The sequence below is a fragment of the Marinobacter subterrani genome (assembly GCF_001045555.1).
Classification (GTDB): Bacteria; Pseudomonadota; Gammaproteobacteria; order Pseudomonadales; family Oleiphilaceae; genus Marinobacter; species Marinobacter subterrani.
This window is the reverse complement of sequence record NZ_LFBU01000001.1, coordinates 1133023-1157592: the sequence shown is the minus strand read 5'-3', so window position 1 is coordinate 1157592 and position 24570 is coordinate 1133023. Positions and strand designations below refer to the sequence as shown.

Annotated in this window: 20 protein-coding genes and 2 tRNA genes; 10 read left to right on the top strand and 12 right to left on the bottom strand. The window is 57.5% G+C overall.

Annotation, left to right across the window (positions count from 1 at the left end; all coding sequences use genetic code 11):
• Positions 1–37: 37 nt before the first annotated feature.
• From nqrF to sthA, 4 genes are all read left to right on the top strand, one after another.
• A complete protein-coding gene (gene nqrF / locus msub_RS05325) occupies positions 38–1264 on the top strand; it encodes an NADH:ubiquinone reductase (Na(+)-transporting) subunit F (protein WP_048495052.1) in 1227 nt (408 codons plus the stop codon).
• 9 nt (positions 1265–1273) lie between these two features.
• The gene (locus tag msub_RS05320; protein ID WP_048495051.1) at positions 1274–2323 is read left to right on the top strand and encodes an FAD:protein FMN transferase; all 1050 of its coding nucleotides are present in this window, start codon (positions 1274–1276) and stop codon (positions 2321–2323) included.
• A gap of 11 nt (positions 2324–2334) precedes the next feature.
• The gene (gene nqrM / locus msub_RS05315; protein ID WP_048495050.1) at positions 2335–2568 is read left to right on the top strand and encodes a (Na+)-NQR maturation NqrM; all 234 of its coding nucleotides are present in this window, start codon (positions 2335–2337) and stop codon (positions 2566–2568) included.
• A 68-nt stretch (positions 2569–2636) separates the two neighbouring features.
• Entirely contained in the window at positions 2637–4028 is a 1392-nt protein-coding gene (sthA, locus tag msub_RS05310) for a Si-specific NAD(P)(+) transhydrogenase (protein ID WP_048495049.1), read from the top strand.
• 91 nt (positions 4029–4119) lie between these two features.
• On the opposite strand, the gene msub_RS05305 is transcribed toward sthA, so the two are convergent.
• The 8 genes from msub_RS05305 to msub_RS05270 all read right to left on the bottom strand — a co-directional run bounded on the left by msub_RS05305 (position 4120) and on the right by msub_RS05270 (position 11106).
• Complete coding sequence (locus msub_RS05305; RefSeq protein WP_048495048.1) at positions 4120–4965, bottom strand: glycerophosphodiester phosphodiesterase; 846 nt, start codon at positions 4963–4965, stop codon at positions 4120–4122.
• Positions 4962–6089 (bottom strand): hypothetical protein, encoded by a 1128-nt coding sequence (locus tag msub_RS05300; RefSeq protein ID WP_048495047.1) that lies wholly within the window; start codon positions 6087–6089, stop codon positions 4962–4964. The genes msub_RS05305 and msub_RS05300 overlap by 4 nt, the downstream gene beginning before the upstream one ends.
• A gap of 11 nt (positions 6090–6100) precedes the next feature.
• Positions 6101–6550 (bottom strand): tellurite resistance TerB family protein, encoded by a 450-nt coding sequence (locus tag msub_RS05295; RefSeq protein ID WP_048495046.1) that lies wholly within the window; start codon positions 6548–6550, stop codon positions 6101–6103.
• A 42-nt stretch (positions 6551–6592) separates the two neighbouring features.
• The gene (gene tal, locus msub_RS05290; protein ID WP_048495045.1) at positions 6593–7558 is read right to left on the bottom strand and encodes a transaldolase; all 966 of its coding nucleotides are present in this window, start codon (positions 7556–7558) and stop codon (positions 6593–6595) included.
• A 127-nt stretch (positions 7559–7685) separates the two neighbouring features.
• Complete coding sequence (gene dusA / locus msub_RS05285) at positions 7686–8720, bottom strand: tRNA dihydrouridine(20/20a) synthase DusA (protein ID WP_048495044.1); 1035 nt, start codon at positions 8718–8720, stop codon at positions 7686–7688.
• 145 nt (positions 8721–8865) lie between these two features.
• Positions 8866–9891 carry an NAD(P)H-dependent flavin oxidoreductase gene (locus msub_RS05280; protein WP_048495043.1) on the bottom strand — a complete coding sequence of 342 codons (1026 nt, stop codon included), beginning with the start codon at positions 9889–9891 and terminating at the stop codon, positions 8866–8868.
• A 37-nt stretch (positions 9892–9928) separates the two neighbouring features.
• A complete protein-coding gene (locus msub_RS05275; protein WP_048495042.1) occupies positions 9929–10552 on the bottom strand; it encodes an HPP family protein in 624 nt (207 codons plus the stop codon).
• Positions 10553–10650: 98 nt separating this feature from the next.
• A complete protein-coding gene (locus msub_RS05270) occupies positions 10651–11106 on the bottom strand; it encodes an acyl-CoA thioesterase (protein ID WP_048495041.1) in 456 nt (151 codons plus the stop codon).
• 246 nt (positions 11107–11352) lie between these two features.
• Here msub_RS05270 and msub_RS05265 point away from each other — a divergent pair, with 246 nt between their 5' ends.
• Positions 11353–14484 carry a DUF3427 domain-containing protein gene (locus msub_RS05265; protein ID WP_048496983.1) on the top strand — a complete coding sequence of 1044 codons (3132 nt, stop codon included), beginning with the start codon at positions 11353–11355 and terminating at the stop codon, positions 14482–14484.
• 195 nt (positions 14485–14679) lie between these two features.
• Here the strand turns inward: msub_RS05265 and msub_RS20800 are convergent, their stop codons facing one another.
• Complete coding sequence (locus msub_RS20800) at positions 14680–17874, bottom strand: bifunctional diguanylate cyclase/phosphodiesterase (RefSeq protein WP_053077935.1); 3195 nt, start codon at positions 17872–17874, stop codon at positions 14680–14682.
• Positions 17875–18064: 190 nt separating this feature from the next.
• Between msub_RS20800 and msub_RS05255 the strand changes: the two genes are divergently transcribed.
• A complete protein-coding gene (locus msub_RS05255; RefSeq protein WP_048495040.1) occupies positions 18065–18979 on the top strand; it encodes an AEC family transporter in 915 nt (304 codons plus the stop codon).
• Here the strand turns inward: msub_RS05255 and msub_RS05250 are convergent.
• A complete protein-coding gene (locus tag msub_RS05250) occupies positions 18956–19846 on the bottom strand; it encodes a zinc ABC transporter substrate-binding protein (RefSeq protein WP_048495039.1) in 891 nt (296 codons plus the stop codon). The genes msub_RS05255 and msub_RS05250 overlap by 24 nt on opposite strands.
• A gap of 184 nt (positions 19847–20030) precedes the next feature.
• Between msub_RS05250 and gltX the strand changes: the two genes are divergently transcribed.
• From gltX to msub_RS05235, 3 genes are all read left to right on the top strand, one after another.
• A complete protein-coding gene (gltX, locus tag msub_RS05245; RefSeq protein ID WP_048495038.1) occupies positions 20031–21512 on the top strand; it encodes a glutamate--tRNA ligase in 1482 nt (493 codons plus the stop codon).
• A gap of 116 nt (positions 21513–21628) precedes the next feature.
• Positions 21629–21704: transfer RNA gene (locus msub_RS05240), tRNA-Ala, on the top strand.
• 7 nt (positions 21705–21711) lie between these two features.
• A tRNA-Glu gene (locus msub_RS05235) sits at positions 21712–21787 on the top strand.
• 84 nt (positions 21788–21871) lie between these two features.
• Here msub_RS05235 and msub_RS05230 read toward each other — a convergent pair.
• On the bottom strand, positions 21872–22723 hold the full coding sequence (locus msub_RS05230) for a 6-carboxytetrahydropterin synthase (RefSeq protein ID WP_048495037.1): 852 nt from the start codon (positions 22721–22723) through the stop codon (positions 21872–21874).
• A 21-nt stretch (positions 22724–22744) separates the two neighbouring features.
• Here msub_RS05230 and msub_RS05225 point away from each other — a divergent pair, with 21 nt between their 5' ends.
• The gene (locus msub_RS05225) at positions 22745–23479 is read left to right on the top strand and encodes a nucleotidyltransferase family protein (RefSeq protein ID WP_227506646.1); all 735 of its coding nucleotides are present in this window, start codon (positions 22745–22747) and stop codon (positions 23477–23479) included.
• Here the strand turns inward: msub_RS05225 and msub_RS05220 are convergent.
• Positions 23439–24533, bottom strand: coding sequence for a response regulator (locus msub_RS05220; protein WP_048495036.1), 1095 nt, complete (start codon positions 24531–24533; stop codon positions 23439–23441). The two genes, msub_RS05225 and msub_RS05220, sit on opposite strands and share 41 nt — an antisense overlap.
• Positions 24534–24570 lie beyond the last annotated feature (37 nt).

Sequence of the window (24570 nt, the reverse complement as noted above, 5' to 3'; positions counted from 1 at the left end):
GGCATCCGGTGATTGGGTTTAACGAAAAGGCGAGACCATGAGTACAGAAATCATTCTTGGTGTGGTCATGTTCACCGTTATCGTGCTGGCGCTGGTTGCGATCATTCTCGCGGCCCGGTCCAGGCTCGTAAGCACCGGTGATGTGACGATTGAGATCAACGACGATCCTGAACATACGCTGAAGACCGAAGCTGGCGGCAAGCTGCTCGGTACTCTCGCAAGTAACGGCATCTTCCTGTCTTCCGCCTGCGGTGGCGGTGGCACTTGCGCCCAGTGCAAGTGCAAGGTGTTCGAAGGCGGTGGCGCCATGCTGCCGACCGAAAAAACACACTTTACCAACCGGGAAGAGAAAGAAGGCTGGCGCCTTTCCTGCCAGGTTCCTGTCAAGCAGGACATGAAGGTTGAGGTGCCGGAAGAGTTCTTCGGCGTCAAGAAGTGGGAATGCGAGGTTGTGTCCAACCACAACGTGGCCACCTTCATCAAGGAACTGGTGCTGAAACTGCCGGAAGGGGAAGAGGTGGATTTCCGCGCCGGTGGTTACGTGCAGCTGGAATGCCCTCCCTACGAGATCGAGTTCAAGGATTTCGATATCGAGGAAGAGTTCCACGAAGACTGGGACAAGCACAACATCTGGCGGTACAAGGCAATCAACAAGGAAGACACCATTCGCGCCTATTCCATGGCGAACTACCCGGAAGAGAAAGGTGTTCTCAAGTTCAACATCCGTATTGCCACGCCGCCGCCGGGAACCGACCATCTGCCGGGCATCATGTCCAGCTATGTGTTCAACCTGAAGCCGGGTGACAAGGTGACCGTAATGGGGCCGTTCGGTGAGTTCTTTGCCAAAAAGACCGATGCCGAGATGGTGTTTATTGGTGGTGGTGCCGGCATGGCTCCGATGCGCTCCCACATCTTCGACCAGCTCAAGCGCCTGAATTCCAAACGCAAGATCAGCTTCTGGTACGGCGCCCGCAGTGTCCGCGAGATGTTCTACGTGGAAGACTTCGACATGCTGCAGGACGAAAACGAGAACTTCGAGTGGCACGTTGCTCTGTCCGACGCCTTGCCGGAAGACAACTGGGAAGGCCCGACCGGCTTTATCCATAACGTGTTGTACGAGAACTATCTGAAGGATCACCCGGCGCCGGAGGATTGTGAGTTCTACATGTGTGGGCCCCCAATCATGAACGCGTCCGTGATCAAGATGCTCAAAGATATGGGCGTTGAGGACGAAAATATCATGCTGGATGACTTTGGGGGTTAAGGTTCTCTGATGACATCCTCAAGGTATTTGCCCGCCCGGGTAGTCTGGGTCAGCGCACTTTTTGCGCTGGCTCTGGCAACCCTGGCGGGTTGTTCATTTCAGGACGAGAAAAAAGTCTGGGAAATTTCCGGTGGCGTTTTCGGTACTACGTACCACATCAGTGTGGTAATGCCTGACGACCCGGAACGCCTGCAGGCGCTGGCGGATGGCATTGAGGCGGCGATGCAGGAAGTCGACATGACAATGTCAACCTGGAAGCCGGCCTCCGAGCTCTCCCGGTTCAACAGTCTGGAGAACCAGAATGACTGGGTTCCCGTCTCTGACTCGCTGTACACCGTGCTGAATAAGGCCCAGGAGATTTCCCGGCTAAGCGATGGTGCCTTCGACATCACCGTAGGGCCCGTGGTTAACCTCTGGGGCTTCGGCCCGGAAGCCCGCCCCGAAGAGGTTCCGCCCGAAGACCTGCTGGCCGAGCGGCTCTCTCAGGTCGGTTTTGAGCGGCTCATGCTGCGCGAGAACCCGAAGTCAATCCGGGCCCGTGGGCATCTTTACCTGGATCTCTCCGCGATTGCCAAGGGCTATGGCGTTGATGTGGTGGCCCGCTACCTGGACGGGCACCAGGTGAGTAGCTATCTGGTGGAAATCGGTGGAGAGGTTCGGGTTAGCGGCAAGAAGCCCAATGGCGACAGCTGGCGCCTTGCGATTGAGCAGCCGGTCAGTGGCGAACGTGCGGTGAACCGGATTGTTGCGATGAGTGATGGTGCCATGGCGACCTCGGGCGACTATCGGAACTATTACGAATCGGAAGGGCGGCGCTATTCCCATACAATAGACCCTGAGACCGGGAAACCGATCCGCCATAACCTGGCGTCGGTTTCGGTGATTGCGGACGACTGCATGACAGCCGACGCACTGGCGACCGCATTTACGGTCATGGGGCGGGAAAAGGCCGAGGCGCTGGCAACACGGGACAATATTCCCGCCTATTTTATTGTGCGGGAAAAGAGCGGCTTCCAGACCTATCAGACGCCCGCCTTTTCCTCGTATGTGGTTCAGTAAAGGAGGGCAGTATGGGTACGTTTCTTCTTGTCTTGTTCATTGTCGTGCTATTGGTTGCCGCCATGTCGATCGGCGTGATTTTTGGCCGCAAACCGATCAGCGGTACTTGTGGGGGCATAGGCGCCTTGGGTATCAGCGCATCCTGTGAAATCTGTGGTGGTAACGTCAAAAAGTGTGAAGAAGGCCGGGATGGTTCGGACGATGCCGAGGATCTGGCTTACGATGCCTCCAGGGACCGCCAATAGAAATTACCCTCAGAACCATACCCGCAGCGACTGCGAATTCGGTTCGCAGATAAGGAGTTATTGCACAGATGGCGGAACATCATTACGACGTTGTTGTGATCGGCGCTGGCCCTTCAGGGGAAGGTGCGGCGATGAATGCGACGAAACACGGCAAGCGTGTGGCGATCATAGAGGACAAACCGACCGTCGGCGGAAACTGCACACACTGGGGCACCATTCCGTCCAAGGCCCTGCGTCACTCGGTAAAGCAGATCATCACCTTCAACACCAACCAGATGTTCCGTGATATCGGTGAGCCCCGCTGGTTCTCCTTCCCGCGGGTACTGCAGAACGCCCAGAAGGTTATCGGCAAACAGGTCAAGCTCAGAACCCAGTTCTATTCCCGCAACCGTATTGACCTGATCAATGGGCGCGCCTCGTTCATTGACCAGAACCGGATTGAAGTACGCGGCAGCAAATCCAATGAAGTCCTGCATTTCAAGCAAGCCATCATAGCCACCGGTTCGCGCCCGTATCTGCCGCCAGATGTCGATTTCCGGCATCATCGGATTTATAACTCTGACACCATTCTTAACCTGTCACACACGCCCCGGACGCTGATCATTTATGGCGCAGGTGTGATCGGCTCGGAATACGCCTCGATTTTTGCCGGGCTGGGTGTGAAAGTGGATTTGATTAACCCCGGTAGCCGCCTGCTCAATTTCCTGGATGACGAAATCTCTGACGCCCTGAGCTACCACCTTCGCAACAACGGTGTGCTGGTGCGCCACAACGAGCTTTACGAGACCGTGGTGGGCGATGATCATGGCGTGGTGCTGTCACTGCAGTCTGGCAAGAAAATCCGTGCTGACGCTTTCCTCTGGTGTAACGGCCGCAGTGGTAACACGGAAAGACTGGGGCTGGATAATATTGGCCTGGTACCGAACGGTCGCGGCCAGTTGGCGGTGGATGAGCACTACCGGACGGAAGTCGAGAATATCTACGCTGCGGGCGATGTCATCGGCTGGCCGAGCCTGGCCAGTGCCGCCTACGACCAGGGCCGCTCAGCCTCCTCGGACATTGTGAAGGATGAGTTCTACCGGTTCGTTTCGGATGTGCCGACCGGCATTTACACCATCCCGGAAATCAGCTCCGTTGGAAAAACCGAACGCGAACTGACTGAGGCCAAGGTTCCGTACGAGGTGGGCCAGGCGTTCTTCAAGGACCTGGCGCGGGCCCAGATAACCGGTGAAGCGGTCGGCATGCTGAAGCTGCTGTTCCACCGTGAGACCCGCCAGATTCTGGGCATTCACTGCTTTGGTGACCAGGCGGCGGAAATCGTCCACATCGGCCAGGCGATCATGAATCAGGAGGGCGAGTCGAACTCCCTTAACTACTTTATCAATACCACCTTCAACTACCCGACCATGGCTGAAGCCTACCGGGTGGCAGCACTGAACGGCCTGAACCGTATCTTCTGAGGTTTGCATGATGAAGACGGGTCATGAAGACGGGGTCAGATGAAAGCCTTCATCTGACCCCATGTTCTGACCCCATGTTCTGACCCCGAGTTCAGCCTCCCGGGGTTAGATGAGCGCTTTCATCTGACCCCATGTTCATATCTGACCCCAGCTTCATTTCCGTCTCCGTATCCAGTCCCTGCCTCTCCCTTGCAGGCAAGCTCAGCAAGGCCCTGGCCCGGTTATCGAAAAACATCCGGGTGCTGGTGGGGTAGTCAGTAATAATGCTGTCGACGCCCATCTCTTCCAGTTGCAACATGTCGTGGATCCGGTTCACCGTCCAGGTGGACACGTGCATGCCACGTCGGTGGGCCTGTTCGACCAGTTCTTTTGAGCACAGCTTCCAGTTAATGCACAGATATTCACACCCCAGCCGGCTGGCCATGCTGATCGGGCGGGGGAACTTGCGTTCCGTTACCAGGCCGATGCGGATGTTCTTGTTGCGCCGCCGGATTTCCTTCAGGAACCAGGTGTCGGACGAGGTGATGGCAGCGGTCTGATACAGGTTGCGGTGCTGGATGACCTCGGTCAGCCGGTTACAAAGGATATTCAGCCGGTGGCGGTTGTCTTTTTTGACTTCCAGTTGCAGATGTTCCAGATCGTCGAACTGGTCCAGCAGGTCGTCCAGCGAAGGTATACCGGTAGGCCTTGGCCAGGAACTGGTATTGCGCCGTGCGTCCATGGCAGCCAGCTCCGCCGCCGTGTATTTGCTGATAATGCCTTTCTGGCCGGTGGTGCGGTCCACCGACAGGTCGTGCACCAGCACCGGCTTGCCATCCTTCGACAGCACCAGATCGAGCTCGAAGTGCCGAATACCGTGCCGGTAGGCATGGATGAATCCGGGAAGGGTATTTTCCGGGGCTTCTCCCTTAGCGCCCCTGTGTCCGTAGACAATCATTCCGATGCGTTATCCTTAAGGCGTTGGTAAATGGCCTGGCGCTTTTTCCAGGTGTCGTGGCAGAGGTGGATATCTTCCAGGTACGCCGGCAATTCATGCATCAGCAGGGCCTGGGGGCCATCCACAAGGGCCTTTTCCGGTTTCGGGTGGAAATCCACCAGCACCATGTTGGCGCCGGCAATAACGCCCTGGGCGGTGGCGTGCATGACATCGAGAATGCCATCCGGAGACTTCTCGCGGGTGCCTACCGAGTGGGAGGGGTCAACGCACACCGGCATGCGGGTGAGGCGCTTTACGGCCGGCACGTGGGCAAAATCCACCATATTGCGATGGGGCTGGCCGGCCTCCGTTTTCATGCCCCGCAGGCAGAAGATAACGTTGGCATTCCCCTCGCTGGCCAGGTATTCACCGGCGTTCAGGGATTCGTTCAGGGTGATACCAAAACCCCGCTTGAGGAGCACGGGGTAGGTGCTCTGGCGACCAATGGCTTTGAGCAGCTCGAAGTTCTGGGTGTTCCGGGTGCCGACCTGAAGCATCACACCGGTGGGGCGCCCGAGTTTCTCCAGGCAGGTATCGATTTCCTCGATGTGGCTCTCGTGGGTGATCTCCATGGCGATCACCTTGATGCCATGCTTGCCCGCTTTCTCGAACACCCAGGGCAGGCAGCCCTTGCCATGGCCCTGGAAAGAATACGGATTGGTGCGCGGCTTGTAGGCGCCCATGCGGGTGCAGACCTGCCCGTTGTCCTCCAGTGCCTGCATCATCATTTCGACGTGCTCCGGCACATCGACGGCGCACAGGCCGGCAAAAATGTTCAGGTTGGACTGGTTGAACTCGACACCATTGTAGGTGAAGCCGCTCTGCCGGCGGTCATCCTTATGGCGGCCCAGAATCCGGTAATCGTCGGAGATGCGGACAGCCCGCTCCACCGCGGGAAGCGCCTCGATCTCTTCCTTGTTCAGACCCTTGGTGTCGCCCAGCAGGTAAATCTCGGTCAGCCGCTGGGTGGCGCCCTGTACCTCGTGAACTCGCACCGAAACCCCTGGCAGGTTTTCAAGGTAATGCATGGTCTGGCGGTATTCTGCGCTGTCCAGAGCCGTGTTGGGGTGAAGGATGGCTAACATGCTGTCTCCTTTTATGAGCCGGCGTCTTCCGCGCGGTGCCGCGCCTGCATGTATTCCCGATGATTAAGATGCAGCAGGTCCGCCATGCGGCGAATAAGGTGTTCTTCGTATTTGTCAATGCGCCCGTCCGCGAGCGCAACGCGCCAGATGCTCTCAAGCAGTGCCTGCTTGCCATCCTGATCCAGGTGCTCGTTGATCTGACCAGTAAACTCATAGAGCGAGGTGGCATCGTCTGCGTGGCTTAGGGCGTCTTCAAGAAGCTCTTCCGCCTCAGCCCGCGTTACCTGGTGGGCTTTCACCGCAGCCTCGACAATGGCCTGCTGTTCCCGCTGGTCCTCATCCTGATCGACTCGGGAAAGCTGAACCATTAATGCCGTTGCAGCCACGGCCAGTTGATGAGAATCGGGTTTCCTGCTGTCAGCTTCCGGTGCCGCGAACAGTTTTTTCAGGCGCTCGATCATGATCTGACAGTCCTACTACTGTGTTCGGTTTGAGGCGCGGAGTCAGGCGGCTTTCGCGAGCTGCCGGACCCGGCTTTCCAGTGTAATCTGGTCCGCCGTGAATCGGCGGATTCCATCGGCCAGTTTGTCCGTGGCCATGGCATCTTCGTTGGATTCCCAGCGGAACAGTTTTTCGTCAATCGTACCAAAGCGATCCGGTGAGCTGGCGGACCGGGCAGAAAGCCGCTGTGGCAGCTCGCCCTCGTCGTCTTTCAGTTCCTGCAGCAGGGCAGGGCTGATCGTCAACCGGTCGCACCCGGCCAGCATTTCGATTTCCCCGGTGTTCCGGAAGCTGGCGCCCATCACCACAGTATTGAAACCGTTGGCCTTGTAGTAATTGTAGATGCGGGTTACCGAAAGTACCCCCGGATCTTCGGCCGCGGGGTAACTGTCCCGGCCGCTGCTGGCCAGGTGCCAGTCAAGAATGCGCCCGACAAAGGGCGAGATCAGGAATGCCCCGGCCTGGGCGCAGGCCGCCGCCTGGATGAACGAGAACAGGAGAGTCAGGTTGCAGTGGATGCCTTCCTTCTCCAGTTGCTCGGCAGCCCGAATGCCTTCCCAGGTGGCGGCGATCTTGATCAGTACCCGGCTGGTATCCACGCCCTGCTTGTCATAGAGCTCAACCAGGCGCCGGGCCCGTTCCAGGGTAGCGGCGGTATCGAACGACAGCCGCGCATCGACTTCGGTGGAAACGACACCCGGAATCAGCTTCAGGATCTCCTTGCCGGCAAGCACGGCGAGCATGTCCGTCGCCATGGTGAGCTGCTCGGCCTCCGAGCCACCGCGGCGCCGGGCTTCGGCCACAGCTTTGTCGAGCATCGGGCGATAGGCCTCGGAAGCGGCCGCCTTGAGCAGAAGAGACGGGTTGGTAGTGGCATCTTCCGGCCGCCATTTGGCGATGGCTTCGATATCGCCGGTGTCGGCCACAACCGTGGTCATGGTTTTCAGTTGGTCGAGCTTGCTGGTCATTCGTCCTGTCATCCCGGTTGATCTGTTATTGATGCGCCCGAATCCCGGGCGCTGGCTATATGCCTACAATAGCGGGCCGCTCTGACAGGAACAAGACAACAAAAGGTAGGGTAGCCATTGCCGGCGATTAAGCTTCGGCAATCTCCGGCGCTTCCGGTTCACGCACCTTTGCCAGGGCTGTCTCGATAACCTCAAGGCCTGCGCCGGCTTTATGGGCATTTTCGCTGATATAGCGGCGGAACTGCCGGCCCCCGGGCTGGCCATGGAAAAGGCCCAGCAGATGCCGGGACATGTGCGTGAGGAAGACGCCCCGGTCCAGTTCGCTCTGGATGAACGGAAGTATTGCCCGCAGCGCCTGGTGGCGGCTTTCAGACGGTGCGGCCTGGCCGAAGAATGCCGGGTCCACCCCCGCCAGCAGCCATGGGTTGTGATAGGCCTCCCGGCCCAGCATCACGCCGTCGGTATGCCGGAGATGCTCGTGGCACTCGTCGAAGGTCTTGATCCCGCCATTGATGATGATTTCCAGGTGTGGGTATCTGGCTTTCAGGCGGTACACCCAGTCGTACTTGAGCGGCGGAATATCACGATTTTCCTTGGGGCTGAGGCCTTCCAGAATGGCAATGCGGGCATGAACGATAAACGTCCGGCAGCCTGCCTCGGCCACCTTTTCCACAAACTCACACAGATCATCCCAGGATTCCCGGCCATCAATGCCGATCCGGTGTTTTACCGTCACCGGCAGATCGGTGGCCTCAATCATGGCGCGCACACCATCCGCGACCTTGTCTGGGTGCCCCATCAGGCAGGCGCCAATCATGTTGTTTTGAACCCGATCGCTTGGGCAACCTACGTTCAGATTGACCTCATCGAAGCCGTACTGCTGCGCCAGTTGGGCGCAGTGGGCCAGCTCTCCGGCATCGCTGCCACCGAGCTGCAGCGCCAGCGGGTATTCGGCTTCATCGTGGCGAAGGAAACGCGCGGTATCGCCATGAATCAGTGCGCCAGTGGTTACCATCTCTGTGTACAGTAATGTGTTGCGACTCAGCTGCCGCGCCAGGTAGCGGTAGTGGCTGGTGGTCCAGTCCATCATCGGGGCCACGCAGAATCGGCGGGGAGGGCCGGATTTAGTGCGAATGGCGTCCAATGTGGGAGTTGTGGGCATGTCGGTAACCTATCTACGGAAAACAATTGTCAGTACGAAAATCTGAACGCCGTAGTTTAACAGGGTTGGCCGGGTATTTGCCGTAGGGCTTTGGCGAAGTCTCATTGCCCGCGGCCCAACCCCGGATACAGTTGTTAGCAGTCGTTCAGGGCATCAGCCGTTCCAGAACCACTGCCGCCGAAGCCTCCCGGCAGCCCGAGGCGTTCTGGCCACACCACAAGGGTGAAAAATCTCCGGAGCCGGCGGCCTCCGCCGCGGCCCGAAGTGGCGCAATGGCGCTGGTGGCGAGCGGAAACGCTGGTGCCTCCGGGGATACCGGACCCAGCTCCCGCATTACACGGTTCACAATGCCCCGGGCCGGCCCTCCAGAGAACAGGTTGGTGATGGCGGTATGCCGGGCATGGGCGCCTTTCAGTGCTTCCCGGTGTGCCGGCCTGGTGGTGGCCTCGTGACAGAGTAAAAAGGCGGTTCCCACCTGTGCCGCCATTGCGCCAAGATCCAGTGCGGCTTTTACTCCCCGGGCATCGGCGATGCCGCCGGCGGCAATCACCGGCACATTCACTGCCGAGACGATCTGGGGCAGTAGGGCAAAGGTGCCCATCTGGTTGGTCATATCCGTGGTCAGAAAAATCCCGCGGTGGCCACCGGCCTCAAGACCCTGGGCAATAATGGCGTCTGCACCATGCTGCTCCAGCCAGAGCGCTTCCTCCACCGTGGTTGCCGTCGACAGGATCTTGGCCCCGGTTTGCCGAACCCGTTCAACCAGGGCAGGCTTCGGCAACCCGAAATGGAAACTCACCACTGCCGGGCGGAACTCCTCCACTGCAGCGGCGGCGTCTTCATCGAAGGGCATCCGGCCCGGACCTGAAGATAGGGAATCCGGATCGATGCCGATCTCCTGATAATAGGGCGCCAGGGCCGCACGCCACCTCTGCTCATCGTCTGCATCGGGTGTTGGAGAGGTGTGGGCGAAGAAGTTGAGATTGAAAGACCGGTCGGTGGCAGCTCTGAGAGCCTGAAGTTCCGCCCGGAGAGCCTGTGCGTCCAGCATGGCGCAGGGCAGCGAGCCCAGACCACCGGCATTCGAGACGGCGGCGGCCAGTCTGTGATCCTGAACACCCGCCATGGGCGCCTGGATGATGGGGAGCTCAGTTCCGAAAAAGTCCTGCATGATTGGTTCCCGTTTTTTGGCGCAAATCCTCAACTACTTACTGCAATGGCACCCGCGTTGCCGGTGCGGCGGTGTCTTGTGACCATATCGGATAGGGGATGCCGGCAAGGCGATTCATGATGAAAGCGTGGGTGAGCAACAACCCCACGCCAGCCATCAGTATAGGCAGTTGGGCCGGATCCGGCATCAGGCCCAGCGAGACAATCAGTGCCGTTGCCCCGGCTGGTGGATGAGCAACTCGCAGGATTACCATCAGGCAACTGGTAAGGCCCAGCGAGAGCGACGCCGCACCGACCCTGGCCAGGTCAACGCCGGTCGTGAAAGCGGAGGGATGCTGCTGTAAGCCAAAAAGGTAAAGGCTCAGAAGACCCGCCGACGCCCCTATCAGGTGCCCGCAAAGCGTGTTCCGGGGAGACGCGGGTTGGGCAAGAGGGACATAGAACAGAATGAAGGCGGTGGCACCGAGGGAGGGAAAGATGAATGCTTCCTGGGTAACCAGGGCCACAAATGACACCAGTGCGATGCTGAGGCCGCCGTTGACGAAATTGAACACCGCCATCACGGTGGTGCGACTGTAACGGCTTGCCAGCCGTTCGAGATGTAATGCCTGGACCAGTCCTTTGGCCAGTTGCCAGCGCAGTTGCTCGTTCCGCAATCCCATAACCCGTCGCCTGCCCTGAAGTGGTGCATTGAAAGGTGCGCGATCCTAAACAATGAGCAATATCAAGGCAAACCGGTATTATCGATAATGCATAACGATCACTCTTCCCCTGCATGGCTGATAATCACTCCCGGTGCGCCTGCCTCGAGCTGCGCGCGAATATGATCCGGAATGGCCAGCTTCGACATGGTGGATGACCGGATCATCACATCGGTGATGTCGGCATCGGCAATGAATAGGCCATCCTCGTAGTGATAGAACTCCAGGTGCAGGGTGAACGACGTGTTGCCGATCCGCCCGGTGCGAATCCTTGCTTCCAGCACATCATCAAACCGGGCGGGCGCTTTCCAGTTCACCGTGAGGCTCACCACCTGAACGTCCAGATCCTGGTCCAGCAGGCGCTGGTAATCACCGAACACGGCCCGGATGTATTCGTTGACGGAAATGTCCACGAAGTCGGCGTAGCGGGCGTTGAAGACGACGCCCTGGGCGTCGCACTCGCCGTAGCGGACCCGGAAGCGGAATTTGAGTGGGGGCTTGTTGTTCTCGGTCATGGCTCACTATCGCGACTGAATGAAATTCAAGGCTAGCCGATTCCCTGGTTCATGCAACTTGGCCATTTCGAGGCCTGCTGTTAACCTGGTTCGGAAAAATGCCACACGAATCAATAGCAAGGAAACTTTCCCATGCCGGATACGCTGGGCTATGACGATAACAACGCCGAAGCGATTGTGGAGTCGACGTTTGGTGTTGTCATAAATGAGATCTGTGGTGAGTTCCATCAGCATGGAACGTAAATGATGCAGCAAACCGGTATTTACGAGCAGCTGATTACAAACCTCATTGAGAGTCGTCTGGATCGGGAAAGATTCTACGTTGGCGAACGCCAGCTCAGTAGTGCGGACGCGGCTGTTTGGTTGTCACGGTTCCTGTCCAATATCCTGGAATTTGCCATTGAGTCGGTGCCCTCGGGCGACCATCGGCTGCAAGAGCAGATTGAGCTATCAAATCAACTGCTGATGTGGCTCAAAGGTCAGATTCAGGACGACGGATTTCTGGAAGAGAACCTTCTTGATAGTCAGGGAAAGATCCTGACAGCTCTATATGAGCTGGAAAACCCCGTTGCAGCCAACCTCAAGCAATACGTAGAAGACATTTTCCCTCTCACCGGGCTCACCCAGAGCGAACTGTTCTCGGGAAGCAATGCGGGCCTGTCTCTGGAATCCGAACTGAAGCGCGAAATTCTGTCCGCGGACAGGATTTACTGGCTGGTGTCGTTCATAAAGTGGGCCGGCATTCGCATTTTCAGGAAAGAACTAGAAGCCTTTACCGCCAGTGGTCGCGAGCTCAAAATAATCACCACATCCTACATGGGCGCAACGGATGCGAAGGCTGTTGAGTACCTGGCCAGCTTACCTAACACCGAAGTGAAGTTGAGTTACAACACCGAGCGCGAGAGGCTGCACGCCAAAAGTTATTTGTTCCTTAGACATTCGGGTTATCACACCGGCTACATCGGATCATCAAACCTCTCCCGCTCGGCGTTGACCAATGGCCTCGAGTGGAACCTGAAAATCACGTCTCAGGAAATTCCACACATCATCAACAAATCCCTCAGTACCTTTGAAACCTATTGGGCATCGGACGAATTTGAGCGGTTTGATGGCCAGGCTGAAAGTACTGAGAAACTCAAGCGTGCACTGAGGCAGCAGAGAGGACGGGATGATGCCGGCGCGTTGCATTTTTTTGATATTACGCCGTTTCCCCACCAGAAGGACATTCTGGAACAGCTTTCTGTGGAACGGGACGTACACCAGCGCTATAGAAACCTTATCGTAGCTGCAACAGGGACAGGCAAGACGCTTATTTCAGCTTTTGACTTCCGCCGATTCTTGAAATCGAACCCCAACGCCAATTTTCTGTTTGTTGCCCACCGGGAGGAAATCCTGCGACAGGCTCGTGAAGCCTATCGGGGCGTATTGAGAAACAGCGGTTTTGGTGAGCTATGGGTAGGAGGACAACTGCCTGATCACTACCGCCAGTTGTTCGTATCCATCCAGACATTAAATAACCAGCTGGATCAGCTGAAACTGACACCGGATTACTACGACTACATCGTGATCGATGAGGTTCACCACATTGCCGCCTCAAGTTACCGGGCAGTGCTTGAACACTTCTCGCCTTCGATATTGTTGGGACTGACGGCGACACCAGAGCGGCATGATAGTGGCGATATTCTCGGAGACTTTGGCGGCGTCATTGCTGCTGAGCTCCGGCTGCCGGAAGCGATTAATCGCCGTCACCTGTGCCCGTTCCAATATTTCGGGGTTGATGACGACACCGATCTTCGCACCATTCCGTGGAATCGTGGTCGTTACGATCTCGCTCAATTGACCAACCTTTACACGCACAATCATGACCGAGTGAAAAAGATTTTGCGCAGTTTGCGGGAAATTGTCACCGAAATAGAAGCCATGAAGGCTTTGGCATTCTGTGTGAGCCGGGATCACGCAAAATTTATGGTGCAGCAGTTTCTGCTGCATGGCATCAAGGCTGATTTGTTGACCAGCGACAACAGCCATGAACGCCAACAAAAGCAGCAAGCCATTCGCTCGGGGCAGATCAACGTATTGTGTGTGGTCGATATCTTTAACGAAGGCATCGACATTCCGGAAGTAGACACCCTGCTGTTTCTGCGGCCAACAGAGAGCTTGACCATTTTTTTACAGCAACTTGGTCGCGGTCTGCGTTTGGCGGACGGTAAAGATTGCTGCACTGTTTTGGATTTCGTCGGTAATTCCCGGCCTGAGTATGATTTTGCGAATAAATTCAGAGCGCTGGTGGGTAAATCTAAACGTTCGATCACCGACGAACTGAAACAAGGCTTCCCTCATGCGCCGTTGGGTTGTCGGATTGAGCTGACCAAGAAAACCCAGGAGATGGTGCTCACCAACATTCGACAGGCCACTTTGACGATAAAGCGTCTGGTGTCGCTGGTTCGCCAGTTTCCTCACCATTCAACGCAGCCCCTGACACTGAAGAACTTCTTAATTCAGCATCCACACATTGATCTCAATGAGCTGTACAAGCGGTGCAGCTGGTCAGAGCTTGTCAGTAAAGCCAAGGATGAGGACGTTGTTGATGAGTCGCGGTTCAAACTGGCAAAAAAGGCGATCTTCAATCGGATTTTGATGTGTGACGATCATCAATACCTGCTTTTCCTTAAAAAATTGTGCCAGATGGGCTTTGTTTGGGATCAGACAGAAAGCCGTTGGGCACTGATGTGTCATTATGATTTATGGCAAAAATCCGGGCCTGAGCTGGAGCTCGAGTCACTTTCCCAGAGCTTGGCCGAACTCAAGAAGTTGGGGCTTACGCAAGAGCTGCTTGATGTGCTCGATTGGAAATTGGCGCAAATCAAACATGAGCAGCCAGTCATGCCGGATTTGCAGCAAGTGCCTTTGCGTCTGCATGCGCGTTACTCTCGCGAGGAAATTCTGGTTGGGTTTGGTGCAATGACCTTCGAGCGCCAGCCTCCTTCACGAGAAGGTGTTTTTGTCATTCAAGATCTGAATATTGAGCTGTTATTTGTCACCCTGGACAAAAATGAAAAGCAGTTTTCCCCCACGACCATGTACCACGACTACGCCATAAGCGAGAAGTTGTTTCATTGGCAGTCGCAAAACAGCGCCCGGCCTGATCGCGGGAAAGGGAAGGACTATATTCAGCACCGCTCCAACAACAAACGATTGTTCTTGTTTGTAAGGGAGCAAGCCAAAGATGAATATGGTCGCACGATGGGCTTTGTGAATTACGGGGAGGTCGACTACGCATCCCATACGGGTTCACAGCCAATGAGTATTACCTGGCAACTCCGTACGCCTATGCCAAACTTTATGTGGCAACAGGCTGCAAAGTTAGCGGTAGCATGACGTACGCCCCCTACAATAGCCACGCTCAAAGATTCTTCACCCAATACCAGTCCCGGACCTTCGAACAGGTCCACAGCGACTGGCTCCCGCAGCTCGACAAGAAAGCCGGTCTCGCTCTCGACGTCGGTGCCGGCAGCGGTTGCCATTGAAAGCGAACCTTCAGTTGGCAGAGTGCCTCGGCATTTAGGGAAGGCATCATTTGAACCCGGCCTTGCCCGCCCCGCCAAGGAAGGTCTCGAACGCCTCGGCGGGCAGGGGACGAGAGAACAGGTAGCCCTGGCCGCAGTCACATCCTATATCAAGCAGGAGACGGCATTGCGTTTCGGTTTCCACGCCTTCGGCAATGACCTGAAGGCCCAGTTTGTGCGCCATGATGACGATGGCTTCGGAGAGGGCCAGGTCGTTCTCTTCTGTCCCGAGATTACGAATGAAAGACTGGTCGATTTTCAGGTAATCGATATCAAACCGTTTGAGATAAGACAGGGCCGAATAGCCAACCCCAAAGTCGTCAATCGCTACCTGAATCCCGGCATCCCGGAATCGTAGCAACTTGTCGGTAACTTGCTGGCTGGCGTTCAACAGCAGCCCCTCGGTGATTTCGATGCTCAGGTACTTCTCATGCAGATCGAGAGATTGCAGGTACGCCAGCCATTCCGGAACCTTGAACGCATCGCTCTGGAATTGGCTTGGAGAGGTATTGACAGAAACCTGTATGCCGCCCTCGAAAAGGTCGTTCCATCGTTTTGCCCATGTTGCAGCCTCTCTGAAAACCCAGTCGCCGATCTCAACGATGAGCCCGGATTCTTCGGCCAGAGGTATGAAGTCGGCCGGGCTTATCATGCCGCGCTCCGGGTGGTGCCAGCGGATCAAGGCTTCCGCTTTGACGACTCTGCCGGTACCAAGGTCCACAATGGGCTGAAAGTACAGTTCAAACTGTTTTTGGGCAACGGCCACGCGCATATCGTTGATCAGTGTCAGGCGATTCTGGGCGGAGTCGTGCAACGATTTTGTGAAGTAACGAATACAGTTCCGGCCCGCGTGCTTGGCAGCGTACATGGCCTGATCTGCGCTCCGTAACAACTGGTCCGCGTCGGTTGAATCCTCGGGATAAAAGGTAATGCCAATGCTTGCGGACAAATAGAGTGCCTGACCATTGATGACGTAGGGCTCCGCCAGAGCGGTGATGATGTGAGTCGCCACACCTTCGGCATCTGCTGGGTCTGTCAGATCCGGCAGGATCACGGTAAATTCGTCGCCGCCCATCCGGGCAACGGTGTCAGATTCCCTCAGGCATCGGGAGATTCGCTCCGCGGCATCGATCAGTAGCCGGTCACCCGATGTGTGCCCCAGGGTGTCGTTGACATCCTTGAAGTGATCAAGATCGACGAAAAACAGCGCCAGCAGGGACTGGTGACGGCGGGCTTTCCTCAGTTCGTGTTCCAGGCGATCCTGAAACATGTGCCGGTTTGGCAGGTCCGTCAGGAAGTCGTAATTAGCCTGGCGCCAGATAAGTTCGTCGGAGCGGATTTTGTTGCTGATGTCCGAGCCCAGTGCTACGTATCGTTGAATGTCTCCCTTTTCATTCCGGATGGCATTGATGGTGAGCCAGGCAGGGAAGGTCTCACCGTTTTTTCGCCGATTCCAGATTTCCCCCTGCCATCCCCCATGCCCAAGAAGGTCCTGCCACATTGCCCGGTAAAAATCAGGGTCGTGCCTGCCGGAGCGAAGCACAGAGGGGTCTTTGCCACGGACATCGGCCAGCGTATACCCGGTGATTCTGGTGAAGGCCGGGTTGACGGCGATGATCTTGTTGTCCGCATCGGTGACCAGGACGGCTTCGGCACTGTGGCTGTAGATGGACGAGGCGAGGTGCAGCTCTTTTTCGGCACGCTGTCGTTCGATGGCAATGCCGACCAGGTTGGCTGCGCTTTCAATCAGGGCAATTTCCTGGTCATCTGGCAATCCGGGTTCCCGTCGATAGATCCCGAAGGTGCCCAGTGCTTCGCCGGAAACGGAAAGCACGGGTTCCGACCAGCAGGATGAAACCCCGACTTTGGCAGCAAGGTCCTTGTAATCCTTCCAGTAAGGATGGGATGCAATGTCCTCAACAATAATCCGGCTACGAAGGTACGCGGCAGTGCCGCAGGAACCCACACCTTCGGCGATGGGGATGCCGTTCACGGCCTCGTTGAAAAAGTCGGGCAGGCTCGGTGCGGCGCCGCTCAGCAGTCGCTCCCCCCGTTCATCGGCAACCAGAATCGAGCACAGGGAGCCTGGATAGATGGCCTCCGCTTCATAGGTCACCTGCCGCATGATCTCGTCCAGGCTGCCACCTTTGGCGACCTTCTCGAGTATACGCCGCCGCATGCTCTCGCGTCGTTCCGCCTGTTTTCGGTGCGTGATGTCCTCAATCAAGGATACCGCATAGGCCAGGCTGCCATCTTCGTTTCTTACGGCGCGAACGGCCAGGTGCGCATCAATCAGTTCGCCGGTTTTCCGGATGAACCGCTTTTCAATCACGAACTCGTTGATCCGGCCATCAAGCAGTTGCCCGAACAGCTCATTGTTGCGTGCCAGATCCTCTGGATAGGTGAGCTCTTCCCAGTTTTTGGTGCACAGCTCGTCAATGGAATACCCGAGCATGTCGCAGAGGCTTTCGTTAGCTTCGAGCCAGCTTCGGTCCGGTCGGGTGGCCGCCATACCCAGCATCGATCGCTCGAAATAAGCGCGAAAGTGCTGTTCTTTGGCGCGCAGAGCCTCCAGGACCGCGCGGCGTTCATTCTCGCGATCAGAGTTGTCGAGCGCGAAACTGATATCCTGAGCCATCTCCTCGAGCAGGCTGATGGTTTCGCTGTCAAAGAAGTCGTCGGCTTGATGGTAGACCGACAGAACGGCATATGGCTTGCCGTTCCTCTGGATGGGAAAGCACCCGCTGCTTTCCCATCCGAAGCGCTTCGCCCGTTCGTGCCAGGGTGCGGTAATCGGGCTGTTGGCGAACTGGTTGACGATGACAGGCCGATTCTCCCGATAGGCTGTGGCCGATGGACCTCGCCCCTCGGCGCTCCCTTGCTGGGTGGATATACGGAGGGATTCGAGGTAATCCGTGCCCATGCCGGAACGCTCGACAGGAACGAGGTGCTCAGAACCCTCTTCAACGACGCCAATCCAGGCCATATTGACGCCGCCGTATTCAACCGCGATGCGGCATACCAGGGGGAAGAGTTCCCGCTCATCGCTCATGCGAATGATCGCCTGGTTGATCTCGCTGAGTGCGCGGTAAATCTGGGTCAGCCTGTAAAAGCGAGCGTCTGGCGGCAGCATTTCCAGATTCGCGGAGGCAGCCGGCCCGAAGTCTTCTTTGGCAACGTCGGCATCGTGGTTATGGGTCAAGGAGAGTCTCGATCTGCCGTGGGGGATCTGCTCAAAGTGTTGACGGTTTTTTTTCCAAGTGCAAGCGCTTCTTTTTGCCTCCGGAATCGGCCCTCAGGACGCCGTGGTCGGTGTCTGTTATTCTGCGCAGCCTGTTTAACGCGTTTCGGATCGTATCCGGTGATGCCAACTGCGGCTGGAGCTTTTTGTTATGCCGGTAATGGTTCAGGCCCTGGTGCCTGTGTTTGTCCTTATCATGCTCGGACATGTGTTCCGCCGCCTGGATTTTCCCGGTGGTGATTTCTGGCCCCAGGCCGAGCGCTTTACCTACTACGTGCTGTTTCCGGCCATGCTTGTGTTCAAGCTCGGGCAGGCCAGGCTGCCGGCATCGGCTTATGGCGATATCGCGTTACTCATTGGGGCCATGCTGCTTGCAATGACGCTGGTGCTGGTTCTGGCGCAATGGATCTGGCGCTGGCGAGGGCCGGTGTTCTCATCGGTCTTCCAGGGCGCCATACGGTTCAATTCCTACGTGGGCCTGGCTGCAGGGGGGATGCTGCTGGGTGATGCGGGCCTGTCGCTGACAGCCATTGCCGTGGCGGTGATGGTGCCACTGCTCAATCTGCTCTGCATCCTGATGTTTTCGCTGGTGGCGACCGACGGGCCGGTCCGGCTCGGGCCGGTATTCAGGGCGATTGTCACCAACCCGTTGATTGTTGGCTCGGTTGTCGGGGTTGTCTGGAGCTTCTTCGAGATCGGGTTTCACCCGCTGATAGCGGGCATTCTGGAACCGCTCAGTAACCTGGCCCTGCCAATGGGGTTGATGACGGTGGGCGCAGGGCTGCAACTGCAGGCGCTACGAGGGGCGTCCATGCCGTTTATCGTTGCTTCGGTTCTGAAGCTGGTGGCCTTCCCCCTGATCACCGTCGGGCTTGCGTTTCTGTTGGGCCTGGATGGCCTGATGGTGCAGGTTGCTGTTTTGCTGGCGACTCTGCCCACCGCCACCTCGGCTTACATCCTGGCCCGGCAACTGGGCGGCGACGCTCTTTTGATGGCGGGCATCATCAGTGGCCAGACCCTGCTGGCCATTGCCTCCATTCCGTTAATGCTGAGTCTCCTCTGGTAGGCATTTCAGCACGGCATCGGCAATGCCGTGCTGGAGATCGTTGTACCCGTTTGCGGTTGCCTCGATGTCTGTTGCCAGAGGGTCCCAGGTGCTGAAGGTGACGTCCATGCCTTCGGTCATCGATTTCCACCACTGGTGATTGAACTGGGGCTCGGTCAGCAGGCAGGGGTGCCGGCCATTGCGCAGCTTGTTCTGAACCTCGGCAATATGGCGTGCGCCCGGGGAGAGTTCCGGGTTCAGGGTCAGCACGCCCTCCAGTTTCAGGTCGTAATGGTTGGCGAACCGGGTGAAGGCACTGTGATAGGAGAACAGGCTGATCTCGTGCGCCGGAGCCAGTCGGGCACGAATCGCGCTGTCGGTTTCGCGGATGCGGGCCCGGAACTGCTCAAGATTCCGGTCCAGTGCCGCCTCGTCAACGCCTTTAAGCTTGGAGAGGGCGTCGTGGATGGTCTCGGCCATTGCAACGGCCTGTTCCGGATCGAGCCAGATGTGGGGGTCTTCACCCATGCCATGATCATGCCCGGCTTCCGGTTGATGGTCTGCCTGCCCCAGCGCAATCGTCCGGCTGCTGAACTCCTGCCCGGCGAGCAGCCGGTTCAGAAAGGTTTCCATGTCTGGCCCCACCCAGAAAATCACATCGGCCTTTTCCAGGGCGCGCCGTTGGGATGGTTTCATGGTGTAGTTGTGAGGGCTTGAGCCGGGGGGGACCAGGGTGGTGGTCTGCATGTCTTCGGTAGCAACAGCACGGACAATCAGCTCAACCGGTTTGATGGAAGTGACAATGCGGGTTTCGGCCTGCAGGGCGCCGCTGAGAAAGAGGGCAGTGGCACCCATTGCCAGTGACAGTGCTTTTCCGGGAACGTGCATGGGGCGGGGAATCCTTCCAGTGATTTGCAATGTTATAATATAACAACTTTGATGTGAGTCAGCAAAATTTATTCATGCCGATAGTTTGTCGCATCCCGGATGCCGCTCTGATCATGCGAAACCCGGCGATGGCCGGTATAATGCCGGGTTTACCAAACGGCCACCGATTTTTCAGGAAGGTTTCATGACTGTACGTACCCGAATTGCTCCGTCACCCACCGGTGATCCTCACGTTGGTACCGCCTACGTGGCCCTGTTTAACCTGTGCTTTGCCCGTCAGCACGGCGGCCAGTTCATCCTTCGGATTGAAGACACCGACCAGGCCCGGAGCACGGCGGAATCGGAGCAGGACATTCTCAAGGCGTTGCGCTGGCTTGGCCTGAACTGGGATGAGGGCCCCGATGTGGGGGGGCCTCATGGCCCCTATCGCCAGTCAGAGCGCAAACACTCCTACCGTCAGTATGCCGAGGATCTGGTCACCGCCGGCCATGCATTCTATTGTTTTCGGACACCGGAAGAGCTGGAAGCCATTCGGGAAGAGCGCAAGGCCCAGGGGCTGAACCCGGGCATCAAGGGCGATCTGGAGCTGCCGGAGGAGGAGGTGAAGCATCGCCTGGATGCTGGCGATCCCTACGTGATTCGCATGAAAGTGCCCGACGAGGGCATTTGCGAGATCGACGATATGCTCCGGGGTACGATTGAAATCGACTGGGCCCAGGTGGACTGCCAGATTCTGCTCAAATCCGACGGCATGCCCACCTATCACCTGGCCAACGTGGTGGATGATCACCTGATGGAAATAACCCACGTTCTGCGCGGCGAGGAATGGATCAACTCGGCGCCCAAGCACAAACTGCTGTACCAGTATTTTGGCTGGGACATGCCGGTGCTCTGCCACCTTCCACTGCTGCGCAATCCGGACAAGAGCAAGCTGTCCAAGCGCAAGAACCCCACCAGCATCAATTTCTACGAGCGTATGGGGTTTCTGCCGGAGGCGGTCACCAACTATCTGGGGCGCATGGGCTGGTCCATGCCCGACGAGCGGGAGAAATTCACCCTGGACGAGATGATCGAGAACTTCGATATCCAGCGGGTGTCTCTGGGTGGCCCGGTCTTCGATGTGGAGAAGTTGCGCTGGCTCAACGGCCAGTGGCTGCGGGATGAGCTGACCGAAGAGCAGTTCATCGAGCGCATGCGCCAGTGGTGGTTCAATGAAGATGCCTTGAGCGCCCTGGTGCCCCATATCAAGGGCAGGGCGGAGGTTTTCTCCGATGTGGCGCCCATGGCCCAGTTCATGTTCTCCGGCATGCTCAATCTGAAACCGGAGGACTTTGGCCACGGCAAGCTGGAAGAGTCCCAGATCCGGCGGGTACTGCAGTTCACCCTCTGGAAGCTTGAAGCCCAGCGCCACTGGAGCAAAGACACCATCTTTGCTGACATCAAGGCCCTGGCCAAGGCGATGGACCTGAAAATGGGCGACTTCATGTTCTCTATTTTCGTGGCCATCGCCGGAACACCCAACTCCTGGTCGGTGATGGACTCCATGGCCCTGCTCGGACCGGACATGACACGTTCCCGGTTGCGCCATGCCCTGGAAATACTGGGTGGCTTCTCCAAGAAAGAAACCAAGAAAGTGGAAAAAGAATACGCCGCACTGGGTGTTTGATAACCGCTTTGGTGAATTAGTGAGCGGCCTGAACAAGGATGTTCAGAAAACTGAAAAAAAGTGTGTTCAAAAGGTTGACGCCCATAGGGCGGATCCTTAATATACGCAGCCGTTGAGGGGCCATAGCTCAGCTGGGAGAGCGCAACACTGGCAGTGTTGAGGTCAGCGGTTCGATCCCGCTTGGCTCCACCAATTTCTAGTCCCCTTCGTCTAGTGGCCTAGGACTCCGCCCTTTCACGGCGGCAACAGGGGTTCGAACCCCCTAGGGGACGCCAATACGGCTTGACGGTTTAGTCCACCGGAAAGCCATCAAAAAAACCGCCTTCGGGCGGTTTTTTTGTGCCTGCCCCCACGTTCACTCAACGCTCGGCAATCGCGCCTTTGCCCACGCCCTCGTATGCCTTGACCCGAATCGTGTCCGTCGGAAACTCGACTTTCAGCTTGTCGGCCATGTGCGCGGCAATCAGCTCAACCGTGGTGTCGGTATCCAGCATGTAAACCCGCTCTTCCGGCAGGGTCAGCGCAAACTCGCCCTGGTTCGCCTCGTACTCGAAGGTCACGTACCGAACACCGTCGTCGCCCACATGACGCCGCACCACGTCTTCCTCGGAGCCCACGTAGACGTCCCGCCAGAGCGTCGCCCAGCGGCGTTCCAGGTCGTAATCGCGATGCCCGTTCCGGTCAATGCGAATGGGGGAGCGGTGGCCGTGGGCGATACGCTGGCAGTTGCCGAGGTGTTTCTTCAGGCCATGTACGTAGTGGTAGTAGGCGCCGTCAATCTCTTCTTCCCGGAGCTGGATCTCGACAGACGTTACGTTCGCCGGCAGCACCGCCTTGATCTCCTGCTCCAGCAGCGTGGCGACAGCCGAGGGCACAGCGCGGTCGGCGGACAACCAGACGATGGCTTCGTCGGGCGAGCGGTGAATAATCTGGCTGCCGTCAGTCAAGGCCCAGGTGAACCTGTCCGGCTGTTCCTCGCCCCAGGACAATCCCTGGTAGCCACGGGGAATCACCAGTCGGTGATCGACGCGCTCGTCGATCACCCGCTTGATGGTGCGTTTCACGTTGCTGAAATCGAACACCATTCCCTGCTCGTCCAGGTCCCCGCCAAGCACCACATCCGCAATCCAGCTTTCGCCCACCAGCCCCCGTGTCGGGTCCAGGTAGGCGAAATCAATAACGGTCAGATTGTCTACAAACAAATGGTTCATCAAATTTCCGGGCGGGTATGGTTGATTGATGGGCGAATTCTAGCAAAAATCCCCGGGTACAGCAGTCTGGCTGAGTGCCGGGCACCATTACTTCCTGCTATCGGGCGCATCATCATAAACTTCCGCAGACAGATCAACGATCAGGAGTTTCCGGCACTGATACTCGCCGCCGGGGCCTCGAGTCGCCTTGGCCGGCCTAAGGCCCTGCTGCCGCTGGGGGCGGGTAAGCGCGTTGTGCTGGATCAGGCGATTGAGCAGGGGCGGGTTTTGAGCCGTGATGTCCGGGTGGTCTGTGGCGCCTGGTATCCGCTGATTCGCTTTCGTTGCCAGCGGCAACCGTCGGTGTGGCTGAAAGCCCCTGAATGGCACGAAGGCTTATCGGCCTCCCTGGCCGCTGGAATCCGCAGCCTGGGGCCGGCGGTGAAAGGGGTGTTTGTGCTGGTGGCGGACCAGCCACTGCTGGATCTGAATGCCCTGAAGGCGTTTGGCGACGCTGCCCGCTATGTTCCGGAGCAACCCATTGCCGCGGATTACGGCAACCGGCCGGGCGTTCCGGCCTACCTGCCACGCTGGCTGTGGCCCCTGGTGCTGGACCTGGAGGGCGATCGCGGTGCCGGGCGACTGCTGGCGGAGGTGAGGGCAACCCGCGTGGAGATTCCGGGGGTCCATGACGATGTGGACACCCCGGCAGATTGGCAGAGAATCAGGGCGTTGCTCAGCCAAACAGGCCCGACAACCAGGCGATCCCGACGCTGAAAATGCCGAGACTGACTGCCAGGCCAATGGTATAGACCCGGGACGACGCCGACTTCTGCTGGGCCACGAACAGATCGATGGTGCGCTGGGCGATGTCCTCGGCGGTTTCCCGGGAAATCTCGTGGGCCTGCTGAATGGCTTCGGATTGCAGGGTTTGCCAGAATTCGGTGTCGATGGTCTGAACGCTGGTGATGTGGTCCTTCAGTTCGGCCATGTGCTCGCTGGTGAATCCGGAATTCTTTTTCAGGTCCTTCTTCAGCACCGCAAGCTCGCTGCCCAGGTTCAGGTTCACCTCGGCGGCCACTTCATCCCGCAGATTCCGGGTGCGCGCCTCAACCATTTCAGAAACGGCATTGAGGCGCTCCTCTATAACCGCTTCCTGCTTGCCGCGGGATTCGTCCAGGGCGCGTTTCAGGTGGTCAAACTGTTCATCAAACAGCGAGCTGAGCAGTTCGTGCAGGCGGTTGTTGATATGGGTTTTGACTGCCGAGCGGGCAATCTGCTCGATCAGCTCGCTAGTCAGGGGAACCACGTTGGCCTGGGGACCGCCGCGACTGTCGCCATCCCCGGTTTTGGGTGAGAGCTGCACCGAGGCATCTGCCGGTATGTTCAACAGGTCCTCTTCGTCCTCCGGGTGGGCGGCCTTGTCGGCCAGTGGCTCTGGCAGACTGCCCCGGGTGACATCGATGGCCAGTTGATCCAGTACCTGGCTGAGGCCGTCAGTCTGGGGTGGTTTGGTGAGGATGTTGTAAACGCCGAAATTCCTGGCCTCCTCCATGAAGGATGAGGATTTTTTGGACGTACACATGATGATGGGGATGCCCGCGGTCTCCGGATTGCCCTTGATGGCCTTGGTCGCTTCCACGCCGTTCATGCCCGGCATCAGGTGGTCCATGAAGATCACGTCTGGCCGGCCGTGACTGTTCAGGAAGTCGAGGGCTTCTTCGGCCGAGCCTGCCATGTTGACTTCCATATCATGACCCTCCAGCAGTTTGCTCAGGGCAAATCGTGCCACTTTGGAGTCATCTACCAGCAGAGCGTTCTTGATCGTCATGTGATACCTCAATCGTTTACAGCAAACGCGTTTGTTA

Coding starts and splice junctions, on each gene's coding strand:
- nqrF (WP_048495052.1), top strand. CDS start 38: ATGAGTACAGAAATCATTCTTGGTGTGGTCATGTTCACCGTTATCGTG.
- msub_RS05320 (WP_048495051.1), top strand. CDS start 1,274: ATGACATCCTCAAGGTATTTGCCCGCCCGGGTAGTCTGGGTCAGCGCA.
- nqrM (WP_048495050.1), top strand. CDS start 2,335: ATGGGTACGTTTCTTCTTGTCTTGTTCATTGTCGTGCTATTGGTTGCC.
- sthA (WP_048495049.1), top strand. CDS start 2,637: ATGGCGGAACATCATTACGACGTTGTTGTGATCGGCGCTGGCCCTTCA.
- msub_RS05305 (WP_048495048.1), bottom strand. CDS start 4,965: ATGATTGTCTACGGACACAGGGGCGCTAAGGGAGAAGCCCCGGAAAAT.
- msub_RS05300 (WP_048495047.1), bottom strand. CDS start 6,089: ATGTTAGCCATCCTTCACCCCAACACGGCTCTGGACAGCGCAGAATAC.
- msub_RS05295 (WP_048495046.1), bottom strand. CDS start 6,550: ATGATCGAGCGCCTGAAAAAACTGTTCGCGGCACCGGAAGCTGACAGC.
- tal (WP_048495045.1), bottom strand. CDS start 7,558: ATGACCAGCAAGCTCGACCAACTGAAAACCATGACCACGGTTGTGGCC.
- dusA (WP_048495044.1), bottom strand. CDS start 8,720: ATGCCCACAACTCCCACATTGGACGCCATTCGCACTAAATCCGGCCCT.
- msub_RS05280 (WP_048495043.1), bottom strand. CDS start 9,891: ATGCAGGACTTTTTCGGAACTGAGCTCCCCATCATCCAGGCGCCCATG.
- msub_RS05275 (WP_048495042.1), bottom strand. CDS start 10,552: ATGGGATTGCGGAACGAGCAACTGCGCTGGCAACTGGCCAAAGGACTG.
- msub_RS05270 (WP_048495041.1), bottom strand. CDS start 11,106: ATGACCGAGAACAACAAGCCCCCACTCAAATTCCGCTTCCGGGTCCGC.
- msub_RS05265 (WP_048496983.1), top strand. CDS start 11,353: ATGCAGCAAACCGGTATTTACGAGCAGCTGATTACAAACCTCATTGAG.
- msub_RS05255 (WP_048495040.1), top strand. CDS start 18,065: ATGCCGGTAATGGTTCAGGCCCTGGTGCCTGTGTTTGTCCTTATCATG.
- msub_RS05250 (WP_048495039.1), bottom strand. CDS start 19,846: ATGCACGTTCCCGGAAAAGCACTGTCACTGGCAATGGGTGCCACTGCC.
- gltX (WP_048495038.1), top strand. CDS start 20,031: ATGACTGTACGTACCCGAATTGCTCCGTCACCCACCGGTGATCCTCAC.
- msub_RS05230 (WP_048495037.1), bottom strand. CDS start 22,723: ATGAACCATTTGTTTGTAGACAATCTGACCGTTATTGATTTCGCCTAC.
- msub_RS05220 (WP_048495036.1), bottom strand. CDS start 24,533: ATGACGATCAAGAACGCTCTGCTGGTAGATGACTCCAAAGTGGCACGA.